This is a genomic window from Candidatus Omnitrophota bacterium (assembly GCA_041650805.1).
GTDB lineage: Bacteria > Omnitrophota > Gorgyraeia > 2-01-FULL-45-10 > 2-01-FULL-45-10 > JBAZKM01.
The window spans coordinates 60,915-85,386 of sequence record JBAZKM010000004.1 but is presented as its reverse complement, the minus strand read 5'-3'; the positions used below and the strand labels follow the sequence as shown (position 1 = coordinate 85,386).

The following is a 24,472-nucleotide window of genomic DNA, read 5'->3' as shown; positions in this document are numbered from 1 at the left end:
TAAAGAAAAGGTAAGGGGATGAAGAAAAAAAAGATAGAGAAGGAAGAGAAGAAAGCGCCCGAAGCGGCAGTGAGGGGCGCCAGCGAGAAAGAGAAAGAAAAGGCGATCGCCACGAAGAGGTACGATGCCACCACCATCCAGGTGCTGGAGGGGGTGGAGGCCGTGCGCAAGCGGCCGGCGATGTATATAGGCGACACGACCCAGAGGGGTCTGCACCACCTTGTCTATGAGGTGGTGGACAACTCTATCGACGAAGCGATGGCCGGCTACGCCACAGCCATAGATGTCGTAGTCCATGTCGACAACTCGGTTACCGTAAAGGACGACGGCCGCGGGATACCGGTCGATACGCACAAGACGCAGGGGAAACCCGCGGTCGAGGTCGTCCTGACGACGCTCCACGCCGGGGGGAAGTTCGACCACCGCGTCTACAAGGTTGCCGGGGGGTTACACGGCGTAGGCGTGAGCGTTGTGAACGCCCTCTCGGAGTGGCTCGAAGTAGAGGTGCGGCGCGACGGCAAGATCTACCACCAGTCGTATGAGAAAGGGAGGACCGCGTCGAAACTTAAGGTCATAGGGACGGCGAAGAGCACCGGTACCGCCGTGACCTTCAAGGCCGACAAGGAGATATTCGGGGATACGATCGTCTACAGTTTCGACACGCTGGCGAACCGTCTCAGGGAACTGGCCTTCCTTAACAGGAATATCAGGATAACGCTGAAGGACGAGCGGGCCAAAGGGAAGGAAGTGGAATTCAAGTTCTCGGGCGGCGTCATTTCGTTCGTGGAGTTCCTGAATAAGAATAAGAGCGTCCTTCATAAAAAGGTCATCTACTTCTCGAAGGAGAAAGACAAGATCATAGGCGAGGTCGCCATACAGTATAATGACGGTTACGGCGACAACATATTCAGTTTCGCGAATAACATAAATACCATAGAAGGCGGTTCGCACCTCACCGGGTTCAAGTCGGCCCTTACGCGGACCATCAACCAGTATTGCAAGAATAAGAACCTTCTGAAGGAGTCGGATGCCGCCATATCGGGCGACGATACGAGGGAGGGGCTCACGGCTGTCATAAGCGTAAAGCTCCCGAACCCGCAGTTCGAGGGCCAGACGAAGACGAAGCTCGGGAACTCCGAAGTGGAGGGTATCATAGAGTCGATCGTCAACGAGGCGCTCGGCAGCTTCTTCGAGGAGAACCCGTCCGTAGCGAACAAGATCATAGAGAAGGCGGTGCTCGCTTCCCGGGCGCGCGAGGCGGCCCGCAAGGCGCGGGAATTGACGCGCAGGAAAGGAGCGCTTGAAGGGGCGGCCCTTCCCGGGAAACTCGCCGACTGCCAGGAGACGGATGCGGCCGTATGCGAGATATACCTGGTCGAGGGAGATTCGGCCGGAGGCAGCGCGAAGCAGGGGCGCGACAGGCGGTTCCAGGCGATATTGCCGCTAAAAGGCAAGATATTGAACGTGGAGAAGGCGCGCTTAGACAAGATACTCTCCAACGAGGAGATACGGACCATAATCACAGCCATAGGGACGGGCGTAGGCGAGGAGTTCGACCTGGCGCGGCTCAGGTATTTCAAGATAATACTGATGTGCGATGCCGATGTCGACGGATCCCACATAAGGACGCTCATACTGACATTCTTATACAGGCAGATGCACGCCCTGATAGAGAAGGAGCATGTATATATCGCCCAACCGCCCCTCTTTAAGATCAAGAGAGGGAAGAGGGAAGAATATATCCAGACAGAGGACGACCTGAACAACCTCCTTCTTGAATTGGGCTCTGAAGGGATGTCCCTTATCAGGGGGAAGGATAAGCGCGTATTTACCGATAAGCAGCTGAAGGCCATATTAGATGCCCTTATTGAGGTGGAGGGACTTTCAAATGCTGTGGAGCGCCGGGGAGTAGAATTCTCAAAATACATCAGTTTTAGGCATAAGAAGACCAAAAAACTGCCTATTTATATGGTAAAAGTGGATCACGAGGATCATTTCCTGTATAACGACAATGAGCTTGCCGACTACGTAAAGAAGGAGGGGCCCGACTCCGCAGAGAAGCCGCGGCTCGACCACATAGAGTTTTATGAGGCGAGGGAGATAGAGAAGGTAATAGACAAGGTCGAGAAGCTTGGCGTGGATATAGAAGATTACGATATGGCGGCCCCGGAGGAGACCCAGAAGAAAGGCACGTCGAAAAAGGAGAAGGATACAAGAAGGCCCCTCTATTCCATAAAGCAGGAGAAGGAGACGAAAAATTTCTATTGTCTGAAAGATATCCTCAGGTATGTCATGGATGTGGGTAAAGAGGGGATGGCCATACAGAGATACAAAGGTCTCGGAGAGATGAACCCGGTTCAGCTCTGGGAGACGACTATGGACCCCGAAAAGAGGACCCTCCTCAAGGTGACGCTTGAGGATGCGGTAGAGGCGGACGCAATGTTCACGGTCCTCATGGGTGAGGCGGTCGAGCCGAGAAGGGAGTTCATCGAGAAGCACGCGCACGAAGTGAAGGTGCTGGACGTATAGTATACGAAAAATGAACGGGTCAACAGTCCACGGTCCACAGTCGACGGCCAAAGTTTTTACTATGGACCATGGACTATCGACTATGGACCAACGGTTCTATAACGAGGAGAAAAATGTACGCACGTAACGAAAAGGTAGTGCCTGTCTACATCGAAGAGGAGATGAAGGACTCTTACATAAATTACGCGATGAGCGTAATAGTGGGGCGCGCGCTCCCCGATGTGAGAGACGGGCTGAAGCCGGTACACCGCAGGATCCTCTATGCGATGAAGGAGCTCTCTCTCGAGCACAGTAAGCCGTACAAGAAGTGCGCGAGGATAGTCGGAGAGGTGCTCGGTAAGTTCCACCCCCACGGCGACGTGGCGGTCTACGATACGCTGGTCAGGATGGCGCAGGACTTCTCGATGCGGTACCCGCTCGTCGACGGGCAGGGCAACTTCGGCTCGATAGACGGGGACTCGGCCGCGGCCATGAGGTACACAGAGGCGCGTCTTGCGAAGATATCCGACCTCATGCTGCTGGATATAGAGAAGAACACGGTAGATTTCACGCCGAATTTCGACGGCTCGCTCCAGGAGCCGTCCGTCCTGCCGGCATGCCTTCCGAACCTGCTGGTGAACGGTTCGAGCGGCATCGCCGTGGGCATGGCGACGAACATCCCGCCGCACAACCTGCGTGAAGTGGCGGACGCGGTCATCTTTGTCATAGACAACCCCGACTGCGAGCCGAAAGACCTCCTGAAGAAGGTCAAGGGACCGGACTTCCCGACGGGCGGCATAATACGCGGCACCGAGGGCATAAAGAACGCATACACGAAAGGGCGGGGGCTCATCCGCATACACGCCAGGGCGTTCATCGAGGAACAGAAGAACGGCAAAGAGGCCATCATCATAAAAGAGATCCCCTACATGGTCAATAAGTCGAACCTGATAGAGTCGATAGCGGACCTCATACAGGCGAAGAAGGTGGAGGGCATAACAGACCTGAGGGACGAGTCGGACAAGGACGGCATGAGGATCGTCATAGAACTCCGGCGCGGCGAGAATGCCAACATAATCCTGAACCAGCTCTATAAGCACACGCAGATGCAGGAGACGTTCGGCGTCATAATGCTCGCCCTTGTGGACGGGAGGCCGCGGGTCCTCAATCTTAAAGAGATGCTCGCGGAATTCATAAAGCACAGGAAAGAGATCGTCGTCCGCAGGACCAGGTTCGACCTCGAAAAGGCCCAGGACAGGGCGCATATACTCGAAGGGTTCAAGATAGCCCTCAAGGACCTCGACAGGGTCATAAAGACGATACGCGCTTCGGAGAACCCCCAGGTCGCCAAAGAGGAGTTGATGAAGAAGTTCGACTTCTCGGACAGGCAGGCCCAGGCGATCCTCGAGATGCAGCTCCAGCGCCTGACGCATCTCGAGCGGGATAAGATAGAAAAGGAGTACCTCGACCTCATAAAGAAGATAGAGCTATTCAAATCGATCCTGGCCAGCGAGAAGAAGGTCCTCGAGATAATAAAGGACGAGATGAAGGTCATGGCCGAGACGTTCGGCGACGACCGGCGCACCGAAGTGACGGCGGAGTTCGAGGAGCTCGAGATAGAGGACCTCATCGCCGAAGAGGACGTCGTCATAACTATAAGCCACGCGGGTTACATCAAGCGCCTCCCGGTGTCGAGTTACAGGAAACAACGGCGCGGGGGCAAGGGCGTGACGGGCGCCGACATGAAGGAGGAGGACTTCGTAGAACATCTGTTCGTCGCCTCCACGCACGATTACCTTCTCTTCTTCACCGATAAAGGTATCGTGCACTGGCTCAAGGTGCACGAGATACCGGAGGCGGGCAGGGCCTCAAAAGGGAAAGCGATCATAAACCTTCTCTCGCTTTCGGCCGGCGAAAAGATAAGCGCTTTCGTCCCGGTGCGTGAGTTCAAGGAGGGCAGGTTCCTGATCATGGCCACGAAGAACGGCGTCATAAAGAAGACGTCCCTCACGGCCTACTCGCATCCCAGAAAAGGCGGGATCATCGGCATAGGGCTTGAGAAGGACGATGAGCTCATAGCGGTCGAGCTGACCGGCAACGAAGAGGACATACTCCTCGCGACGCGCCTTGGCAAGGCCATCAGGTTCAAGGAGTCCCAGGTCAGGGACATGGGCAGGGCCGCCAAGGGGGTAAAGGGCATAACGCTCGGTAAAAAAGATTCCATCATCGCCATGAAGGTCGTCCGGCAGGACCAGACGGCGCTCACCGTCACCCAGCAGGGGTTTGGCAAGAGGACGCACTTTAAAGAGTACCGTATACAATCCCGCGGAGGGAAGGGGATCATAAATATAAAGGTCACCGGGAAGAACGGCGAAGCGGTAGGCCTGGAGGCCGTATCCGACAAGGACGAGCTCATGCTGATAACGGAAAAAGGCATGATAGTGCGCTGCCCCATCAAGGACATACGCACTACGGGGCGCTCGACCCAGGGGGTGCGGCTCATGAAGGTCGAAACCGCCGATAAGGTCTCCTGCATAGCGAAGATAGTGCCGGAGGACGAGGAAGAGGTCGCCGCCTCGGGAGAGAAGGAAACAGCGAAAAGTAAATGACCAATGACAAATTACAAATATCCAATTAATTTGACATTGGTAATTTGAAATTGTTTGAAAGCGTCCCCATCGTCTAGCCTGGTCTAGGACATCAGATTTTCATTCTGATGACCCCGGTTCAAATCCGGGTGGGGACGCCAGTTAAGGAGAAAAACATGAGAACGCCTAAAGGATTGATTTTCGCGATGATTCTCTTTTTCTGCGCGGCATATTTAATGACCGGATGCACCAAATGGAAAGAAGGGACGAAGACCGCGGGGGACCTGGTCGCCTCAGGGGAGGGGTATCTGGGGAAGGGCAAGCTCAACGACGCGATCAAGGAGTTCAAGAAGGCGCTTGTCATGGAGCCGGATAATTTCGATGCCTCTTACGGTCTCGGCGCGGCCTATTATAAGAAGAAAGATTTCCAGAATGCGGAAGAGATGATAAGGAAGGCCATAGATGCCGACCCCAGGGAGCCGGAGGCCCACAATATGCTCGGCCTCATCTTCGAGAAAGAGGGGCTCTTTGAGAACGCCAAGAAGGCGTTCCAACAGGCGCTGCAGCTGAACAAGAATTTCGCCGAAGCCCAGAACAACCTCCTTAACATAGACGCGGCGAAGACGGAGTACAATTTTTACCGCCTCGCGATCGACTTCATCTATCTCTTATCCAAGGAATATTCGAACGGGAACAACGCGTTCCTGAACGGCGCTTCAGCCACCGGCGCGGTGAAGAACGAAGGCGGCGCCACGATACGGTACGACGTGAACTACGAGATATACCTGGCCAAGGAGTATTTCGACAAGTGCTCAAAGCTCCTGGAAGAGCTCGATGACAGGACGGCCATCAAACCGCCTCTCGAGATGATAGATATCTTCTCGACCGCCATACAGCAGCGGCAGGAAGCGATCGACCTGCAGGTCCAGGGGTATTCCATGAGCGGGAGCTATGCCGGCGAGTTCGAAAGGGCCCAGGCGAAGATCAGGATAGCGGATACCTACTATGTGGACGCCATGAAGAAGCTCGAAGAGCGGATGCGCGGCAACGCCGCCCTCTTTTCCGACAAGGACTTCAGCGCCGTACAGTACCTGATAGGGTACTATTCATCCCCCGATAAGACAGAAAAGGTGAAGGTCGTAGAATGACACGCTGTCTCATAACCGGTATCACGGGATTTGCCGGGAGCCACCTGGCCGAGTTCCTGCTCGGCAGGAAGGACGTGCAGATATTCGGCATAAAGAGGTGGCGTTCAAAGATGGACAATATCGAGTTCCTCAAGGACAGGGTCACCATCAAAGAATGCGATGTCAAAGATTTTTCCAGCGTGCGCGAGATCATAGGCGAGATAAGACCAAATATGATATTCCACCTGGCGGCCCAGAGCTTCGTCCCGACTTCCTGGAACGCGCCGAGCGAGACGATAGACACCAATATAATAGGGGAGCTTAATATATTTGAGGCGGTGCGGCAACTGAAGATAGACCCGCTCATCCAGATAGCCGGGTCGAGCGAAGAGTACGGTGAGGTCAGGAAAGAAGAGATACCCATAAACGAAAAGACGCTTCTCCACCCGCTTTCCCCGTATGCCGTCTCCAAGGTCGGCCAGGACCTTCTCGGGTACCAGTACCATAAGAGTTACGGCCTGAAGATAGTGCGGACACGCGCCTTTAACCATACCGGGCCCAGGCGCGGAGAGGTCTTCGTCTCCTCCAATTTTGCGTATCAGATAGCGAAGATAGAGGCGGGCCTGCAAAGGCCGGAGATCAGCGTCGGGAACCTTTCGGCCGTAAGGGATTTCAGCGATGTCCGCGATATAGTGCGCGGGTACTGGCTTGCTCTTGAAAAGGGGGAGCCGGGCGAAGTATATAACATATGCTCAGGCAGGGGGTATACCATACAGCAGGTGCTGGGTATACTGAAGAGGTTTTCCAAAAAGGGCTTCTCCGTAAAGAGAGACCCCGACAGGATGCGTCCGAGCGACGTCCCTATCCTCGTGGGTGACAACACCAAGTTCGTGAAGAGGACCGGGTGGCGCCCGGAGATACCGTTCGAAAAGACGCTAGAGGATATCCTGAATTACTGGCGCACTCAGATCAATAAGAAGGCGGCCGCCAGGGCCGCATAGGCATATACAGGCAGGAGGAGGCGCGAGATCATGTGCGGGATAGTGGGGTACGTAGGAGAGAGAAAGGCCCAGGACGTGTTGATGAAAGGGTTGTCCCGCCTTGAATACAGGGGGTACGACTCGGCCGGCGTCGCCATCTTTAAGGACGGCGATATCTACGTCAATAAAAAGCAGGGGAAATTGAGGGTCCTGGCAGAGGACCTCACCGCCCGGCCCATAGGCGGGACTTTCGGGATCGGCCACACCCGCTGGGCGACGCACGGTATACCTAATGAGACGAATGCCCACCCCCATCTCGACTGCAAAGGAAATATCGCGGTCGTCCACAACGGCATCATAGAAAATTACATGGAGCTCAAGAAGTCGCTCCTGAGAGAAGGGCATAAATTCACCTCGGATACCGACACCGAGGTCATATCGCACCTCATCGAAAAGTTCTATAAAGGGGACCTTGAAGAAACGGTGAGGAAGGTCGTGAAGATACTCACCGGTTCGTACGCCGTCGCCGTCATCCACAAGGGCGAGCCCGGGAGGCTGGTAGGGGCCCGCCGCGACTCCCCCCTTATCGTAGGCGTAGGCCAAAACGAGAATTTCCTCGCAAGCGACCCGACGGCCCTTCTCGATTATACGAAAGATGTCATATATCTGGAAAATCATCAGATAGCTATCGCTACGAAGGAAAAGGTCATCGTAAAGGACTCGGCAGGCAACGTTGTTTATAAAAAGCCCTCAAAGGTCACATGGGACATCAGCCAGGCGGAGAAGGCGGGTTACCGCCATTTCATGCTGAAGGAGATATTCGAACAGGGCGATATTCTCGAAAAGATCATAGGGGAACGCGTTAAAAAAGATGAGGTCTCATTTGACGAGCTCAAAATAAAAGAATGGGACCTGAAGCGCCTGAAGAGCATCGCCATAGTCGCCTGCGGCACCGCCTATCATGCCGGCCTGACGGGCAAATATATGCTCGAAGAGTGCCTGGGGATACCGTGCATGGTCGATACCTCGAGCGAATTCCGGTACAAATATCCTGTGGTCGACAAGGATACGCTCGTCATCATAATATCGCAGTCGGGCGAGACGGCCGATACCCTTGCGGCCCAGAGGAGGGCCAGGGAAAGAGGCGCGAAGACTCTTGCTATATGCAATGTGGTGGGGAGCTCGATCGCGCGCGAATCGGACGGGGTCATATACACGCACGCCGGGCCGGAGATAGCGGTCGCATCCACAAAGGCGTATACGGCGCAGCTGGCCATCCTGTATCTCGTCACTCTCTATCTGGCACGGCTGCGGAAGACGATCCCCCCTTCAAGGCACAAGTCCCTGCTCAGGGAGTTCAGGAAAGCGCCCGGTCTCATGGAAGAGATACTCCTCGAGTATAAGTCGGATTATCATACGATCGCGGCTTATGCGGAAGAATTCAAGCGGTATTATATAGAGAAACAGAATAAGTCATGTTTCCTGTACCTGGCGAGGAACATAAACTATCCAAACGCGCTCGAAGGGGCGCTGAAACTGAAAGAGATATCCTATATAAGCGCCGAGGGTTACCCCGCCGGAGAGATGAAGCACGGCCCGATAGCGCTCATAGATGAAAACCCATGGGTCGTCTGTATCGCGGTCCGGTCGAAGACCTATGATAAGATGCTCTCCAACATACAGGAGATAAAGGCGCGCGGCGGGATAGTCATAGCCATAGCTACGGAGGGGGACAAAGAGATACTCCATCACAAGATAAATTACCTGATAGAGGTCCCCAGGATAGATGAGCTCTTCTCCCCGCTTCTCGTGGTCATACCTTTGCAGCTTCTGGCGTATTACGTCGCCAAAGAGTTCGGATACGATATCGACCAGCCCCGGAACCTGGCGAAATCGGTGACGGTTGAATGATAGTCGGGAGTTAGGAGTATGGGGTTGGGAGAAGAATTCCCAACACTCCAAGCTCCTAACCCCAAACCCCTAACTAACTATGCCCGGTACGTTATACATCGTCGCTACTCCTATCGGTAATCTCGGGGATATCACGCTCCGGGCGATCGAGACGTTGAAGTCGGTCTACATGATAGCCGCCGAAGACACCCGCCACACCAGGATATTGCTGGAGAGGTACCAGATAAAGACCCCCACCACGAGCTACTTCGAATACAATAAGGTGCGGAAGGCCGACTATATCATAGGGTTATTGAAAGAGGGGAAGTCCGTCGCCCTCGTCTCTGATGCCGGCACGCCCGGCATTTCGGACCCCGGTTACAGCATAATACGACTGGCTATAGGGGAGAATATCCCGGTCGTGCCCATACCCGGCCCTTCAGGCCTTGTGGCGGCCCTTACGATATCGGGTAAACCGACCAACGCGTTCACGTTCGAAGGGTTCCTGTCAAATAAACCCATAAAGAGGAAGAACCAGCTGGCCAGATTACAGAGCGAAGGGAGGACCGTCATCCTCTACGAGTCGCCGCACAGGATCGCCAGGCTCCTGGCCGATATACTCGAGGTCTACGGCGATGTCGAGATAGTGCTGGCCAGGGAGTTGACCAAGAAATTCGAAGAACTTATCAGGGGTAAAGTGAGCGCCGCAATAGAACACTTTGGGTCAAAAGAGCCAAAGGGAGAGTTCGTGGTCATCATCTGACATGCCTTCATGAGCCCGCGCGCAGGGAAAAAGTAGTTGACAATGCCCGTATGTTATGGTAGCATAATATTGTTTTCAGGCGAAATAGGCCCTTTTAAATCCGGTCCTGAGAGGCCGGGAAAGGAGCAAAAAGATGGAAATATATGACCCACCTGTCGAAGAGAGAGGCGGGTTTTTTTATGCCTATGGGGTGGATAGATGACGCTTAAAGAGAAGTCGAAGATACTGGACAAGGGTTCTATGGCGAAGACGCTTGAAAGGGTCGCCCACGAGATAGTGGAGAAGGCCAGGCCGCTGGAAGATGTCGCCATAGTGGGGATCAAGAACCGCGGGGCGCACCTTGCCGTACGGCTTGCCGATAGCATAAAGGCGATCACCGGGAAGAGGCCCCCGGTAGGGGCCCTCGACATCACGCTCTACAGGGATGACCTCACCCAGGCCTCGGAGCAGCCGGTCGTGCATGCCACGGAGATACCGTTCGACATCGAAGGGAAGCGGCTGATACTGGTGGACGACGTCCTCTATACGGGCAGGACGGTCCGGTGCGCGCTCGATGCCCTCATAGATTTCGGGAGGCCCGGGCAGATACAGCTCGCCGTCCTGATCGACAGGGGCCACCGGGAGCTCCCGATACGGGCGGACTATGTGGGCAAGAACGTGCCCACGTCGCCCAAAGAAGTCGTCGAGGTCCGGTTGTCGGAGACGGACGGGATCGATGAGGCGGTCGTATGCGAGAAGGTATAATGGAAAAAAAGATGGTCTGGACAAGGAAGGACCTCCTGGGGCTCGAAGAGCTGTCGAGGGAAGAGATAGAGCATATACTTTATACCGCCGGGAGCTTCAAGGAGGTCACGACGCGCCAGATAAAGAAGGTGCCGGCGCTACGCGGCAAGACCGTCGTCAACCTCTTCTATGAACCGTCGACTAGGACGCGCACAAGTTTCGAGCTCGCCGCAAAGCGGCTTTCGGCCGACGTCATAAATATAGAGGTGGAATCGTCGAGCGTGAGGAAGGGCGAGACGCTCATAGACACGGGCAGGAATATAGAAGCCCTAAGGATAGATATAATAGTGGTCAGGCATAACTGTTCCGGCGCCCCCAACATCCTCTCGCGCGCGGTGAAGTCGAGCGTGGTGAACGCCGGCGACGGATGGCACGAGCATCCTACCCAGGCGCTTCTCGATATGTTCACCCTGAAGTCGAAACTGGGCAGGATCGAAGGCCTCAACGTGAGCATAGTGGGCGACATCTCCCACTCCCGGGTCGCCAGGTCAAATATATGGGGTCTGACGAAACTGGGCGCCCGCGTCACCGTATGCGCCCCGGAGATGCTCATACCGCCCGGCATAGATAAGATGGGGGTGCGGGTGACGCACGATATAGACGACGCGCTCAAATGCGCCGATGCCGTCAACGTCCTCAGGATGCAGTTCGAGCGGGATGAAGCGCTCGCCTTCCCGTCGAAGCTGGAATATTTCAAACAGTACGGCCTCACCGTAGAGAGGCTCAAAAAGTGCAAGAAGGATATCGTCGTCATGCACCCCGGCCCCATAAACCGCGGGGTAGAGATGTCGAGCGAGGTGGCCGACGGGGCCAATTCCGTGATACTGGAACAGGTCACGAACGGCATAGCGGTGAGGATGGCGGTCCTTTACCTTGTCGCTACGGCAAAAGAGGTATCATGAAATATCTGATAAAGAGCGGCCGGGTCATCGACCCTAAGAATAAGATAGACGCCGTTTCTGATATAGTCATCTCCGGCGGAAAGATCGAAGCCGTCGGGAAGGGTTTGAAAATAAACGGGGGCGAGGTCATAGACGCCTCCGGCAGGATAGTAGCACCCGGGTTTGTCGACATGCACGTACACCTGAGGGAGCCCGGCAGGGAGGACGAGGAGACGATCCTGACGGGGACCCGCGCAGCCCTGCGCGGCGGTTTTACGGCCGTCGCATGCATGCCCAATACCGACCCGGCCATAGACAGCCCTGAAGCGGTGAAGGAGCTCTCGGCTGCCATAAAGAGAGACGCCATGGCAAGGGTCGTTATGGTCGGCGCGATAACCTTAAAGAGGGCGGGGAAGGAATTAGCCGATATAGGCGGCATGAAGAAAGAAGGGATAGTTGCGATATCGGACGACGGCTCGTCCGTCGATGACGGGGCCCTCATGCTGGAAGCGCTAAAGGACGCCGGCAAGAACTCGGTCCTTGTGATAGTGCACTGCGAAGACAGGAAGATATCGGGCAAAGGTGTCGTGAACGAAGGTTTCATATCTACGAAGATGGGGCTTAAGGGGATACCGCGCAGGGCCGAATACGAGAGGGTGAAGAGGGACCTCGAACTGGCCGGCAGGGCATCGTCCCCACTGCATATAGCCCACGTCAGCTGTAAGGAGTCCGTAGAGCTTATAAGGAAGGCGAAGAAGGAGGGCCTGAAGGTGAGCGCAGAGACGGCCCCGCATTATTTTGCGCTGACAGACGGGTGCTGCGTCACGTATGATACCAATACGAAGATGAACCCTCCCTTAAGGACCGGAGACGATGTCGAGGCGGTGAAGAGAGGCCTGGGCGACGGCACGATCGACGTGATCGCGACGGACCATGCCCCTCACACGGATAGCGAGAAGGACGTCGAGTTCGACTTCGCGCCGTTCGGCATAATCGGCCTTGAGACCGCTCTCAGCATTTCTGTGATGGAGCTTGTGGATAAAGGCATCATCTCGTGGCCGGGGCTTATCGAGAAGATGTCGCTCAACCCGGCGAAGCTTCTCGGCCTTACGGCAGGGACGCTGGAAAAGGGAAGCCCGGCAGATGTGGTAGTGATCGACCCCGCCGGGGAATACGTCTATGCCAGAGATTCGATAGAATCAAGATCGAAAAATTCTCCTTTCATCGGCTGGAGATTGAGGTCACAGGTCACGCACGTCTTTGCCGGCGGCCGGCCTGCCGTGAAAGACGGGAAGATATGAGACGACGATGCCGTTCATAGCCGACTTCCACATACACTCGAAATACTCGCGCGCCACATCCAGGGAGATGGAGCTGGCATCGCTTGCCAGGTGGGCTAAGATAAAAGGGATGTCGATGCTCGGCACCGGCGACTTCACCCACCCCATGTGGCTTTCGGAGCTGAAGAACAAGCTCCAGGAGACCGAGTACGGCATCTATCTTCATGACGGCGTATATTTCATCCTTACGGCCGAGGTGTCCAATATATACTTCAAGGCGGGCAGGACCCGGAAGGTCCATAATATAATATTCGCGCCCAGCTTCAATGCCGTCGAAGAGATAAACAGGGCCGTAGGCGAATACGGCGACCTCGCGAGCGACGGGCGGCCCATACTGGCACTGGAGTGCGACAGGATGGTGCGCCTCCTCACTGCCATAGATCCCGATATATTCGTCGTGCCGAGCCACGCGTGGACGCCGCACTTCAGCATATTCGGCTCGAATTCCGGGTTTGACTCCCCCGAGGAGTGCTTCGAGGCGGAGACGCCCAAGGTATTTTCGATAGAGACGGGCCTCTCCAGCGACCCGGCCATGAACTGGAGATGGTCAAAGCTTGACAGGTTCTGCCTCACCTCGAATTCCGATTCCCATTCGCCTTCCAAAATAGGGAGAGAGGCAAATGTCTTTAAGACGAGGTTCGGGTATAAGGAGCTCATAGATATATTGAAGAAGAAAGACAGGTCGAGATTTCTCTACACCATAGAGTTCTTCCCGGAGGAGGGTAAATACCACTGGGACGGCCACAGGGTATGCAAGACACGCCTGGAGCCGAAAGAGGCGATGAGGGTGAATAATAAGTGTCCCGTATGCGGCAAGCCGGTAACGATAGGCGTCCTCCACCGGCTCGAGGGCCTTGCCGACAGGCCGGAGGGCTTCGTGTCGGAGTCGAGCCCGCCTTTCAAGAGCATGGTGCCGCTCGCCGAGATCATCGGCGACGCGCTCGGCTTCAGCCCCGATTCGATGACCGTGGAGAAGGAGTATTTCCAGATGATAAAGAATTTCGGGAACGAGTTCGCGATACTGCTCGATGCCCCCGAAGAAGAGTTGAAAGAGAGATGCCCCGCGAAGATAGCGAAAGGGATCATGAACACGCGCAAAGGGGAAGTGGAGATAATGCCCGGTTACGACGGGGAATACGGGAAGGTGGGTGTCTTCAGGAAGGGCGAGGAAGACCCCGAGAAGCAGCTGAGCTTTTTCTGAAATATGAGACAACTTAGCGCGAAGATACTGGAGAACAGGAAGGCAGGGCCGCGGTACTACAAGATGCGGCTCGGGGCGCCGTATCTTGCGCGCGCGACGGCACCGGGCCAATTTATAGAGGTGCGCCCTTCCGACGCTGTCGATCCGCTGCTTCGCAGGCCTTTCAGCGTACACAGGATAATAAGGGGCGGGATCGAGATATTATATGAGGTCGTGGGCAAGGGCACGGAGATATTGGCTAGGCGTAAACCGGGAGAGCTTCTCGACGTGATCGGGCCGCTGGGGAAAGGGTTCGACATTAAGTCCACAGTCCACAGTCCACGGTCCACAGTTGTACTCGTCGCCGGCGGCATGGGGGTCGCGCCGCTCGTTGCGCTGGCAGAAAAATTAGTCCACAGTCCACAGTCCACGGCCCACGGTAAAAAAATATACGCCTTAATAGGCGCAAAAACAAAAAAACAGTTAATTTGCAAAAAAGAGTTTAAAGAACTTGGCATAGAAACATTAGTTTCAACGGAAGACGGGAGCGAAGGGTGCAAAGGATTCATCACTGAAATCTTAGGGTCTTTACTGTCGACCGTCGACCATGGACCATGGACCGTATACGCTTGCGGTCCTAACGCAATGTTGAAAGCGGTAGCTAAGATCGCCGCGGCGCATAACGCCGATTGCCAGGTCTCGCTCGAAGAGAAGATGGCCTGCGGCGTGGGAGTCTGCCTCGGCTGTCCGGTAAAAGTCAGATCGCAATTTACCAAACCCGATACCCGATACCCTATACCCAATACCCAATACGAATACAAGATGGTCTGTAAGGACGGGCCGGTATTTAACGCAAAGGAGATAATCTGGTGAAGCCGGATCTGAGCGTAAAGATAGGAAAGCTGAAACTGAAGAACCCCGTCATGGCGGCGTCGGGGACGTTCGGGGACGGGTACGGAGAACTGACCGACATCCGGTCGTTGGGCGCTATCGTGGCCAAGACGGTCACCCTGCGCCCCAGGATAGGCAACCCGCCGCCCCGTGTCATAGAGACGCCTTCCGGTATGCTAAATTCGATCGGGCTCGAGAATAAAGGTGTAGATATATTCCTTAAGAAGACGCTCCCGTCCCTTAAAAAGTTCGGGACCCCGGTGATAGCAAGTATCGCGGGGGATGATGAAGACGAGTTCAAGGAGCTGGCAAAGGCCGTCGGCACTAAAGCCGCAGCGCTCGAACTGAACCTCTCCTGCCCGAATATACGGTACGGCGGTAAGGACCGTCTGATAGCCCAGGACGAGAAAGGTACGTACGAGACGGTCAAGGCGGTCCGGCGCGCGACAGGCCTTACCGTCATAGCAAAACTATCCCCCAACGTGACCGATATCTCCAGGATAGCGAAGGCCGCCGAGGAAGCGGGCGCGGACGCGGTCTCCCTCGTGAACACGTTTCTGGGAATGGCCGTTGATATAGAGGCACAAAGACCGGTGCTGGGAAATGTCACGGGCGGTTTGAGCGGCCCGGCGATAAAGCCGCTCGCGCTTCGCATGGTCTGGACCGTTTATAATAAGGTCCGCATCCCCGTAATAGGGATGGGCGGGATCATGGACCATAAAGATGCGCTCGAGTTCATGCTCGCGGGCGCAGCGGCCATCCAGGTGGGTACCGCCAATTTTGTGGATCCGGGCGCAGCGGCAGCCACAGCGAGAGGTATCGAAGAGTACATGAAAGAACACGGGATAGAGAATGTAAAAGGCATTGTCGGAAAGCTGAGGACCGGATGAAGGCGAACGATAGGCTTATAGTTGCGCTCGATGTCGACAGCGAAAAGAAGGCGCTTGCGCTGGTAGACAAGCTCAGGAACGATGTGAGGGTGTTCAAGGTGGGTCTTGAGCTCTTCTCGTCATGCGGGCCGGGCATATTGGAGGCGATAAAGGAGCGGGAGCGGGACATATTCCTCGACCTGAAATTCCATGATATACCGAATACCGTCGCCAGGGCCGCCGCGTCTGTGACCCGGCTCGGTGTATTCATCTTAAATGTGCATGCCCTGGGCGGCTACGACATGATGAAAGAGGCATGCGGCGCGGTGAAGCTCGAGGCCCAGCGCCTCGGCATAGAGAGGCCGAGGGTCCTTGCCGTCACGATCCTTACGAGCATGGATGAAAATGGGTTGAAGAAGGTAGGCATACATGATACCATACAGAAAGAAGTCGTCCGGCTTGCGTTGATCGCCAAAGATGCGGGGGCCGACGGTGTCGTCGCCTCTCCGTCCGAAGCCAAACTCATAAGGGAGAACGCGGGAGAGGGTTTTATCATAGTGACGCCCGGCGTCAGGCCCGCCTGGGCGGCAAAGAACGACCAGAAGAGGATAGCGACCCCGGCGGAAGCGGTAAGGAACGGCGCGAACTTCATCGTCGTGGGCCGGCCGATCACCGAGGCGGCCGACCCTGTCCGGGCGGCAAAAGAGATCATAGAAGAGATGACGATATGACCGAAAAGGACGTTTTAAAGCTGTTCGATAAGTATGGTGCCCTCCTGGAGGGACACTTCCGTCTTTCGAGCGGGCTCCACAGCGGGAAGTATCTCCAGTGTGCCCTCATACTGCAGCATCCGGAGGTCGCCGAAAGGCTCGCGAAGGAACTTGCGGCCAGGTTTTCCAAAGATAAGGTCGATCTTGTGGTCGGCCCCGCCCTCGGCGGAATCACCCTGGGGTATGAAGTCGCCCGCGCGCTAGGCGTGCGCGGCATATTCGCCGAGAGGCAGGACAAAGCGATGGTCCTCCGCAGGGGGTTTTCAGTCAATCCGGGGGAGCGTGCGCTGGTAGTAGAGGACGTGGTGACGACCGGCGGCTCGACCAGAGAGGTCATGGAGGTCGTGAAGGGCTCCGGCGGTAAGATAGCAGGCGCGGGCGCCATCATCGATAGGAGCGATAACGGCGCGGATCTCGGCGTCAGGTTCGAGGCGCTTGCTAAGATACGCGTCGAGACGTTTGACGAAAAGGCATGCCCTATGTGCAGGAAGGGCATCCCCGTAATGAAGCCCGGCTCGCGGCCGGACCATAAATAACCCTTTTCGGGCGGATAGTTCAGCTGGTAGAACGCTTGACTTACATTCAAGAGGTCACAGGTTCGAGCCCTGTTCCGCCCACCATCCGCCTTCGCCAACAACAGGCAGACGACAGAAGGCTTCGGCGGATGAGCCCGCCGAAGCACCGATTCGTTTGACAGTTGATTGCGAAGGCGGGCCACAAAAGAGAGATTAGTTTATGCGGAGGACCGAGCCCTGTTCCGCCAGCCATATCACACCGATTCCAACAAGATGGCCCCTCAAAAGAGTTGTAATGTAATGGATGCTTAAAAGAAAGGGTATTTGTGAACCTCTTCTTCACCGTCATACTTTTATTCGTGCCGTTAGCGGCGGGGTATTTCATCTACGGGTTTTTCCTGAAGAGATCATTTTGCCTCGACGACAGGTGTAAGACCCCCGCGCATACGCTTCGCGACGGCATGGATTACGAACCGATCCATAAGACCTATCTCCTGGGCCAGCACCTTTCGGCCATCGCCGCGGCGGGCCCGATCGTCGGCCCGATCCTGGCGGGTCTATGGTTCGGCTGGGGCCCTGCCGTGTTATGGATAATCATCGGCGGCATCCTTATCGGCGGCGTACACGATATGGGCGCCCTCGTAGCTTCGATACGGCACGAGGGAAGGTCGATCGCTGAGGTGGTCAAGAATTACATGCCGCCTCGGGCGTTTATCGTATTCCTCATCTTCCTGTGGTTTTCGCTCATGTACATAATAACCGTCTTTACCGATATTACGGTGAACACGTTCGTTGAGCCGGTGAACGGCGGCAAGGTGGCATCGAGTTCAATGCTATACCTCGGCCTTGCTCTGGCGATGGGCATAGCGGTCAAGCGTTTCAGGATGAACCTGGCTCTCGCAACCGCTATATTTGCGCCGTTGATACTGGGGTGTATTTATGCGGGGAATCTCTTCCCGTTGTATATCCCGCCGATACCGGGGATGGAAGTGCGTCAGACATGGGATATACTCCTTTTATGTTACTGCTTTATGGCTTCGGTCATCCCGGTATGGCTCCTCCTGCAGCCACGCGGGTATATGGGAGGGTTCTTCCTGGCAGGGACGGTCTTTGTCAGCTTCATCGGTATAGCGATAGGATCGCTCTTCGGGGGTCTGCATGTCGAGTACCCGGCGTTCATATCCTGGCAGAACCCCTCGGGCCTTCCTCTCTTCCCGATACTCTTCATCACGATCGCATGCGGCGCATGTTCGGGGTTTCATGCGCTGGTGGCAAGCGGCACCACTTCGCGGCAGCTCCATAAGGAGACCGACGCTGCGCCTGTCGGGTATGGCGGGATGCTCCTGGAAAGCGCGGTGGCTATCATCGCCCTCTCGACCCTTATGGTTCTCGGGGCGTCGCAGGCGAATGCGCTCAAAGATCCGAACATGATCTACGCGAGCGGTATCGCGACATTCCTGGACCGCCTGGGCATACCGCACGCCTTCGCGCTCAATTTTGCGCTCCTTGCGTTCGCAACATTTGTGTATGACACGCTCGATGTGGCGACGCGTCTCGGCCGTTACATATTTGAAGAACTGGCCGGTATGCGCAACCGTTTCAGCCCGTATATCGCGAGCTTCATCACGCTTCTTTTGCCCGCCGTCTTCCTGATGCAGAAGATCGTTGACGCGGACGGCAACGTCATCCCGGCATGGAAGGTATTCTGGACGGTCTTCGGCGCCAGTAACCAGCTTCTGGCGGGGTTTGTGCTCCTGATCATCAGCCTGTGGCTCTTCAAGAGTAAGATGAAATTTTTCCATGTCCTTCTTGCGACGGTCTTTATGCTTGTGACCTCGATAACCGCGCTCATCCTGCTGGTCAAACCCACATTGGTGCGCCTGGCATCGGGCAGGCCCGGTATCGGCGCAAACGACATCACTATCTTTATCCTGCTCGCCCTGTCGGCCTTTCTCATCTTCGAAGGCGCGGCAGCCTTCAAAAAAGAGAGCCGCCGGAAATAAGGCCGGAAAATTTCGGACCGGCCCCCCCAGGGGGGTACATTAACGGTCCTTAAACGCAAAATCGGGATTAAAAATTTGTCTCGACAAGACAAGCCGGAATTGCTAAAATAACACCACTTTTATCATATCGGGATTTTTGTTGGGGACGTAGTTCAGCTGGTTAGAACGTCAGATTGTCGATCTGAAGGTCGCGGGTTCGATCCCCGTCGTCCCCGCCAGTTTATCGTCGAGTAAGTGGCGGACTCGCTCTAATTCTATACTTAGGGCGAGTTTTTTTATGTCACAATCCTGTCACAACGTAGTGTCTTGCCTCGCTCATCGTAAGTATAATAGTCAAACTACTCTACTGAAGCCAACTGTCGCTCTAACCTAATCCTTGTAGTAATATCTCGATACTGCTATAATATCAGACAACAAAGGGTTGGTTATGAGATCAAGAGCAATTACATAACATTAAGAATGTTAAGGCGTTAGAATTAATTCTAACGCTTTTTTATTATAGGATTAATCTGCTATATGGAAATATTATTCCAGATATGTATAAAGGGAGCAGAGTTAATAACAACGGTTTTTGGAGAAAAGGCCGTTGAAAAGCTCCTCTCTTTGTTCAGAAAAGAGCCTATACTAAAAGCAGTTATTATATCTGCACGAAGAGTTTCTAATGAATTAAAAAGTGGACGAATTGATATCATTTTATGGGAAACGCTTAGTAATAATAAAGAGCTTATCGCCGTAATCGGTCAAAACTACAAGATAAATCCTCAAATAGCGCAAGACGCTATATCTAAAGGTTTGAACGAAAAATGTGGGGAATGCACTAATCTTAAGCAACGAGACATAGGGTTAATAAGCGCTAGGTTTATAGAAATTTTTACGGAAGAATTACCCAAAGCAGAGCATGTGCCTCTTTCTGTTTCTCAAACAATGGAAGCTACTAACAAAATGATGATAGAGGTTCGAACTAATATAGCAAAAACGCTCGAAAAGAAACCATCGACAGAATTAACTTATGAACAATCTATAAGCACATCTCGATCCAATATTTTACCTGCCAAAGTTAGTGACATCGATTCGCTAGAGGGGTGTAAGTATAAAACCGAAATCGATAACGCCAAAGTTTTAATGGATAACGCCAAGCATGAAAGCGCAAAAATAATATACGAAAAATTAATAAATGATTTTAAAAAAGACCTTAAAGTACCAATGATTGCAAAATTCAAGGTTTATAATAATCTTGGCGTATGTTATGTAGTATTAGGAGATGAAGCAGAAGCGTCGAAAATGTTTAAAATTGCATATGATTTTATATCTCCACCCTCACTTATTGCTTGTAAGAATAGAGCATTGGCATGTTTATTTGAGGACAAGCCTTTGGATGGTCTACCATATATAGATGCAGCTATAATAATGGATCCAAATGATAACGAAGCAATTAATATAAAATTCGAATTACTAATGGCTGCTGATAAGACAGAAGAAGCGATGACGTTATATCGTAAAGAGGGTTAGAAAATGGAAATTAAAGATAGATTTAAAAAAGATAAAAACGCTTTGCTAAATATTGCTCTTGCCTATGCAAAAAAAGACGAAATTGTAAAAGCAAAGGAATATTTCCAGAAAGCGTTAGAGACGGCGAAGGACATACCAGAAATTTATTTAACATATGGCTCGCATTTACTGCAATTTATTATGAAAGGCCGAGCTTGGCGCTTTGGTCTATCCTCAGAAAATATAAAAGACTTAGAAGAATCGGAACGATTATTAACACAAGCCATCAATTTGTTAAAAACAACTGATAAAAAGACCCTACTAGAAGATGCCTACATAAACAGATCTAGCGTTAGAGCCATATTAGATAAGTTTGATCTTGCTATTAACGACATAAATGCCGTATTGGAAATTGATCCTAAAAACCCTCTTGCATATGCAAATAAAGCAAAAATAAATGTATTAACTAAAAACCAAGATGAAGCAATAGTAGATTTTAAGAAAGCTTTAGATGGGGGCGCTAGTAAAGATGACATAATGCCAACCCTAGTATCATCGTATGTAGATCAACCAGAGCCGAGAGCTGAGGAAGCAATTGCTGCAATTAAACAATATTATAAAGAAGAGCTTCTCAGTTTAAATATTGTACCCAATTTGTTATTAGCAGAAACCTACGTATCAAAAAAAGATTATGATGAAGCAAGCAGTATTTTAAAGCAACTATATAGCAAATTTGGTAAAGACCCAAAAATACTACTATTAGATGCAGAGATAAAAAGGGCTAAAGGAGAAACAGAGGCTTTTAAATCACTAATAACGGAAGTGATGAAAACTGCTACAGGACCAGAAAAAAATATTGCAATAATACATTTGGCCAAACATTATAAAAAGATCGGCTCATATGATGCTGCAATACCGCTATATGAAGTTATAGTTTCAGAATCTTTATTTGACGATTTTATAAAAGATTATTTAATATGTCTATACGAATCAAAAGAAAACAGAGCGGAAAACATACAAAAATGTTTAGAAGTATGTAAAAATCTAATAGCTAAACAAGGCGATATCCCATTCGTGTTAGAATTACAAGCAGCGATTTACCAACAATTAGGCTCATTAGATAAAGCTAGGGATCTATATTTAAGATTGGTAAAAATAGAACCACAAAATTACAGGCATAAGATTAATTACACAGCAATGGTCAACGACATCGGGGGGAGCGATAAAGAACATCAGATAAAATCACTCTTAGAGATCAAAAACCGTATTAATGATAAAGACACCCTTCTTTTACTAACAAAATTCTTGGCACGGACTAATTATACAGAAGAAGCAATTAAGCAAGCGTATAAGGTAGTAGCCCTTGCTGATAGCGATGCTGAGACACAGCTTTTATACTTATTTTTATTTCTCAAAAAAGGCAAGAAAACAGGCGATCTTATTTTAGAATCAGAATTTGTTAAAGAAGATTTTTATATAAGATTAAGAAAAGATGGTCAAGAAAGCGAGTTTTTATTATTAGATGATCCTGGGGCATCATTAGTTAGGGCAGAAATCTATAAAGAATCAAATTTAGGCAAAGCGATTTATGGAAAAAAAATTGGCGATAAAATAACGATTAAGATAGAAGGCGGGCGAGATGAGGTAGTTGAAATTTTGGGAATAAAAAGTAAATATGTAAAATTATTCCAAAGTATACTAAACAATTTTAATACATATTTCCCCAGCAATAAAACAATACAGAAAATTGAAGCGAATCCTGAAAAAGTACTAGAAATGGTAAAGAGGAAATCGGAATACGCATCACAGATAACCCAAATGTATTTATCTAAAAAGTTAACAATAGGCGCATTGTCTAAATTTATGAATATTAGTTTATTTACTGCCTGGGCTGGTTTAATTGCAATGGGCAATAGATTATTTTGTGCCTCTGGAAGCGCCGTAGAACAAATAAAAGAACAGGAATTAATTAATAAATCTAAAGAGGTGTTATTGGATCCGCTCTCTTTATTTACTTTAGCGTATTTAGACATGTTAACATTGCCGACAAAATACTTTGATAAGGTTTATGTCACCAGAGCGACAATAGATGAAATAGATATGAGCATAGCCGATGAAACAGGATTTGGGGATAGTGAAGGAATGTCGGTCTTTTATCATGAGGGGAAAGCCTATAGGCAAAATTTTTCTGCAGAAGGTAGCAAAAATAAAATAGACTTTCTACAAAAAATCAAAGATGCTGCAGCAAATACTTTTAATATAATTGGCCTAGATAAGCTATTAGAAAAAGACCTAGAAACTAAAGAACAGCTTTTGGGGAGACCCTACATTTATTCTATACAAACATGCAAAGAGAAGAGACTGCCGTTATTTTGTGATGATCTTTTATTCAAAGAATTATTATTTAATGATTATAAAATAGACAGCTTTAGCATACAAAATTTTCTAACTATGCTTGTACAAAAAAAGCTACTGAGTGAATCTGAATATTATGATGCGGTAATTAAATTAGCAGGCCTAAAGTATTATTATCTTTCAATCTCAGCCCAGATGCTATTATACTGTGCAGAAAAAAATAGTTTTCAAGCGTCCAATGATTTTAACGCATTTATTGACATACTGCAATCCAAAGAAACCACCCTAGATTCACAACTTAATGTTTTAACCGATTTTATGAAACTGATAATACTCGAACTACCAGACCCTGGTATGAGACGAAAATATTTAGAAATTATTTTAAAAGTTGTAACAACAGATAGAGATCCGCGAAGCGTAACAAAAAAGTTCAGCGACTTGCTAAAAAGAAAGCTGGGATTAATCGATCATGTTATGCCACTTATTAATAAAGAAATTAGTGATTGGCTGAAATTTAATTATAAAATCATTTACTAGTTATAATCTATTATTACGAAACAAACACTAGTACCTTATATTTTATAGTATGTTTGCCCGTACGAAAAATATGTGATCAAAATGGCAGTTTCACAATAAGGCGCTAAATATAATGATTATTTTGGGAATAAGATGTAGCACGAAAGATTATTGTTTTGCTATATTGGATGGTAGCAAAAAATCTCCAAAACTCTTACAACACAATCGAATACTCTTTCCCAAGAATTACACAAGGCCTCAAGAACTTAAATGGTTTTCTCAAGAAATAACAGATATTCTAGAAAAAAATAAAATAGATGCTATAGCGATAAAGGGAACGGAGGGTATGGCAAGTAGAGGTAGCCCCTTTGTAATACGTACAGAAAATGAGGCCATAATTCAATTGGCAGCGGCAATTAAAGGAATTAAAGTCTATAAAAAGGTTAATTGCACTATAGCAAAAGATTTGGGATTAAAAGGAAGGACTCAATCTTTAAAAACAGATTTAGACTATTCTGTTTTCCAAGACTTTGCTGAAATAGATACATGTATTCAAGAGGCAATTTTAGTCGGATGGAGCACGTTTCATGACGCTAGATAAATTTGAATTAAAGGAAAAATTGGGTTCTGGTCATTTTGGAGAGGTTTGGTTGGCTATAGACACTGGATTAAATACAGAATGTGCGGTTAAGTTTATTCCCAAAGATAAAATTGTTAATCAGAAAAATTTCTTTTATGAAGCACAAATTCTCAAGGCCGCTGAACACGCCAATATCGTTAGTGTATTAGACACTGGGCATTTGTCAGATGGCCGAATATACTTATCCACGGTTTTCGGGGACGGTTCTCGTACCAATCCCAGACCGGTTCCGGATGGCATCCCAGACCTGTCCCCTCGAAAAGTTTGAGTAAATTGGCACAATCCTTAAATGTGCCCTGCTGCCTGGTGGACCCATCGAGCTTTTTATACAAGCCCTGATTTTAGTCACGTGTATAGCCGCTTAAACACCATACTCGTCATAGTA

The 24,472-nt window shown here is 50.9% G+C and carries 19 protein-coding genes and 3 tRNA genes; all 22 read left to right on the top strand.

All coding sequences use genetic code 11. The features are described from left to right. The first annotated feature begins 18 nt into the window (after nt 1-18). The 22 genes from gyrB (at nt 19) to WC515_03760 (ending at nt 24,355) form a co-directional block, all read left to right on the top strand. Nucleotides 19-2,529 carry a DNA topoisomerase (ATP-hydrolyzing) subunit B gene (gene gyrB, locus WC515_03865; protein MFA5146495.1) on the top strand — a complete coding sequence of 837 codons (2,511 nt, stop codon included), beginning with the start codon at nt 19-21 and terminating at the stop codon, nt 2,527-2,529. Between the two features lie 113 nt (nt 2,530-2,642). Then, nucleotides 2,643-5,117 (top strand): DNA gyrase subunit A, encoded by a 2,475-nt coding sequence (gene gyrA, locus WC515_03860; GenBank protein MFA5146494.1) that lies wholly within the window; start codon nt 2,643-2,645, stop codon nt 5,115-5,117. A gap of 62 nt (nt 5,118-5,179) precedes the next feature. Continuing rightward, nucleotides 5,180-5,257, top strand: a tRNA-Glu gene (locus WC515_03855). 45 nt (nt 5,258-5,302) lie between these two features. After that, nucleotides 5,303-6,244 carry a tetratricopeptide repeat protein gene (locus WC515_03850; protein ID MFA5146493.1) on the top strand — a complete coding sequence of 314 codons (942 nt, stop codon included), beginning with the start codon at nt 5,303-5,305 and terminating at the stop codon, nt 6,242-6,244. Beyond that, a complete protein-coding gene (locus WC515_03845; protein MFA5146492.1) occupies nt 6,241-7,224 on the top strand; it encodes a GDP-mannose 4,6-dehydratase in 984 nt (327 codons plus the stop codon). Before WC515_03850 ends, WC515_03845 begins: the two co-directional genes overlap by 4 nt. A 30-nt stretch (nt 7,225-7,254) precedes the next feature. Next, nucleotides 7,255-9,114 carry a glutamine--fructose-6-phosphate transaminase (isomerizing) gene (glmS, locus tag WC515_03840; protein ID MFA5146491.1) on the top strand — a complete coding sequence of 620 codons (1,860 nt, stop codon included), beginning with the start codon at nt 7,255-7,257 and terminating at the stop codon, nt 9,112-9,114. A 79-nt stretch (nt 9,115-9,193) separates the two neighbouring features. Beyond that, the gene (rsmI, locus tag WC515_03835; protein ID MFA5146490.1) at nt 9,194-9,856 is read left to right on the top strand and encodes a 16S rRNA (cytidine(1402)-2'-O)-methyltransferase; all 663 of its coding nucleotides are present in this window, start codon (nt 9,194-9,196) and stop codon (nt 9,854-9,856) included. A gap of 198 nt (nt 9,857-10,054) precedes the next feature. Beyond that, entirely contained in the window at nt 10,055-10,600 is a 546-nt protein-coding gene (gene pyrR / locus WC515_03830; GenBank protein MFA5146489.1) for a bifunctional pyr operon transcriptional regulator/uracil phosphoribosyltransferase PyrR, read from the top strand. Continuing rightward, nucleotides 10,600-11,541 (top strand): aspartate carbamoyltransferase catalytic subunit, encoded by a 942-nt coding sequence (locus tag WC515_03825; GenBank protein MFA5146488.1) that lies wholly within the window; start codon nt 10,600-10,602, stop codon nt 11,539-11,541. The genes pyrR and WC515_03825 overlap by 1 nt, the downstream gene beginning before the upstream one ends. Further along, nucleotides 11,538-12,821 carry a dihydroorotase gene (locus tag WC515_03820; protein MFA5146487.1) on the top strand — a complete coding sequence of 428 codons (1,284 nt, stop codon included), beginning with the start codon at nt 11,538-11,540 and terminating at the stop codon, nt 12,819-12,821. The genes WC515_03825 and WC515_03820 overlap by 4 nt, the downstream gene beginning before the upstream one ends. Before the next feature lie 7 nt (nt 12,822-12,828). After that, complete coding sequence (locus WC515_03815; GenBank protein ID MFA5146486.1) at nt 12,829-14,061, top strand: endonuclease Q family protein; 1,233 nt, start codon at nt 12,829-12,831, stop codon at nt 14,059-14,061. Nucleotides 14,062-14,064: 3 nt separating this feature from the next. Continuing rightward, complete coding sequence (locus WC515_03810) at nt 14,065-14,913, top strand: dihydroorotate dehydrogenase electron transfer subunit (GenBank protein MFA5146485.1); 849 nt, start codon at nt 14,065-14,067, stop codon at nt 14,911-14,913. Further along, entirely contained in the window at nt 14,907-15,821 is a 915-nt protein-coding gene (locus tag WC515_03805; protein ID MFA5146484.1) for a dihydroorotate dehydrogenase, read from the top strand. The genes WC515_03810 and WC515_03805 overlap by 7 nt, the downstream gene beginning before the upstream one ends. Further along, on the top strand, nt 15,818-16,531 hold the full coding sequence (gene pyrF / locus WC515_03800) for an orotidine-5'-phosphate decarboxylase (GenBank protein MFA5146483.1): 714 nt from the start codon (nt 15,818-15,820) through the stop codon (nt 16,529-16,531). Before WC515_03805 ends, pyrF begins: the two co-directional genes overlap by 4 nt. Beyond that, nucleotides 16,528-17,106 (top strand): orotate phosphoribosyltransferase, encoded by a 579-nt coding sequence (gene pyrE, locus WC515_03795; protein ID MFA5146482.1) that lies wholly within the window; start codon nt 16,528-16,530, stop codon nt 17,104-17,106. The genes pyrF and pyrE overlap by 4 nt, the downstream gene beginning before the upstream one ends. Nucleotides 17,107-17,114: 8 nt before the next feature. Continuing rightward, nucleotides 17,115-17,190, top strand: a tRNA-Val gene (locus WC515_03790). A gap of 221 nt (nt 17,191-17,411) precedes the next feature. Further along, nucleotides 17,412-19,088, top strand: a complete 1,677-nt coding sequence (locus WC515_03785; GenBank protein MFA5146481.1) for a carbon starvation CstA family protein — start codon at nt 17,412-17,414, stop codon at nt 19,086-19,088. Between the two features lie 141 nt (nt 19,089-19,229). Continuing rightward, nucleotides 19,230-19,306, top strand: a tRNA-Asp gene (locus WC515_03780). Between the two features lie 298 nt (nt 19,307-19,604). After that, nucleotides 19,605-20,597 (top strand): hypothetical protein, encoded by a 993-nt coding sequence (locus WC515_03775; protein ID MFA5146480.1) that lies wholly within the window; start codon nt 19,605-19,607, stop codon nt 20,595-20,597. Between the two features lie 3 nt (nt 20,598-20,600). Beyond that, the gene (locus tag WC515_03770; GenBank protein ID MFA5146479.1) at nt 20,601-23,468 is read left to right on the top strand and encodes a tetratricopeptide repeat protein; all 2,868 of its coding nucleotides are present in this window, start codon (nt 20,601-20,603) and stop codon (nt 23,466-23,468) included. Between the two features lie 112 nt (nt 23,469-23,580). Continuing rightward, nucleotides 23,581-24,048 (top strand): hypothetical protein, encoded by a 468-nt coding sequence (locus WC515_03765; protein MFA5146478.1) that lies wholly within the window; start codon nt 23,581-23,583, stop codon nt 24,046-24,048. After that, the gene (locus WC515_03760; GenBank protein MFA5146477.1) at nt 24,035-24,355 is read left to right on the top strand and encodes a protein kinase; all 321 of its coding nucleotides are present in this window, start codon (nt 24,035-24,037) and stop codon (nt 24,353-24,355) included. The genes WC515_03765 and WC515_03760 overlap by 14 nt, the downstream gene beginning before the upstream one ends. The last annotated feature ends 117 nt before the right edge of the window (nt 24,356-24,472 follow it).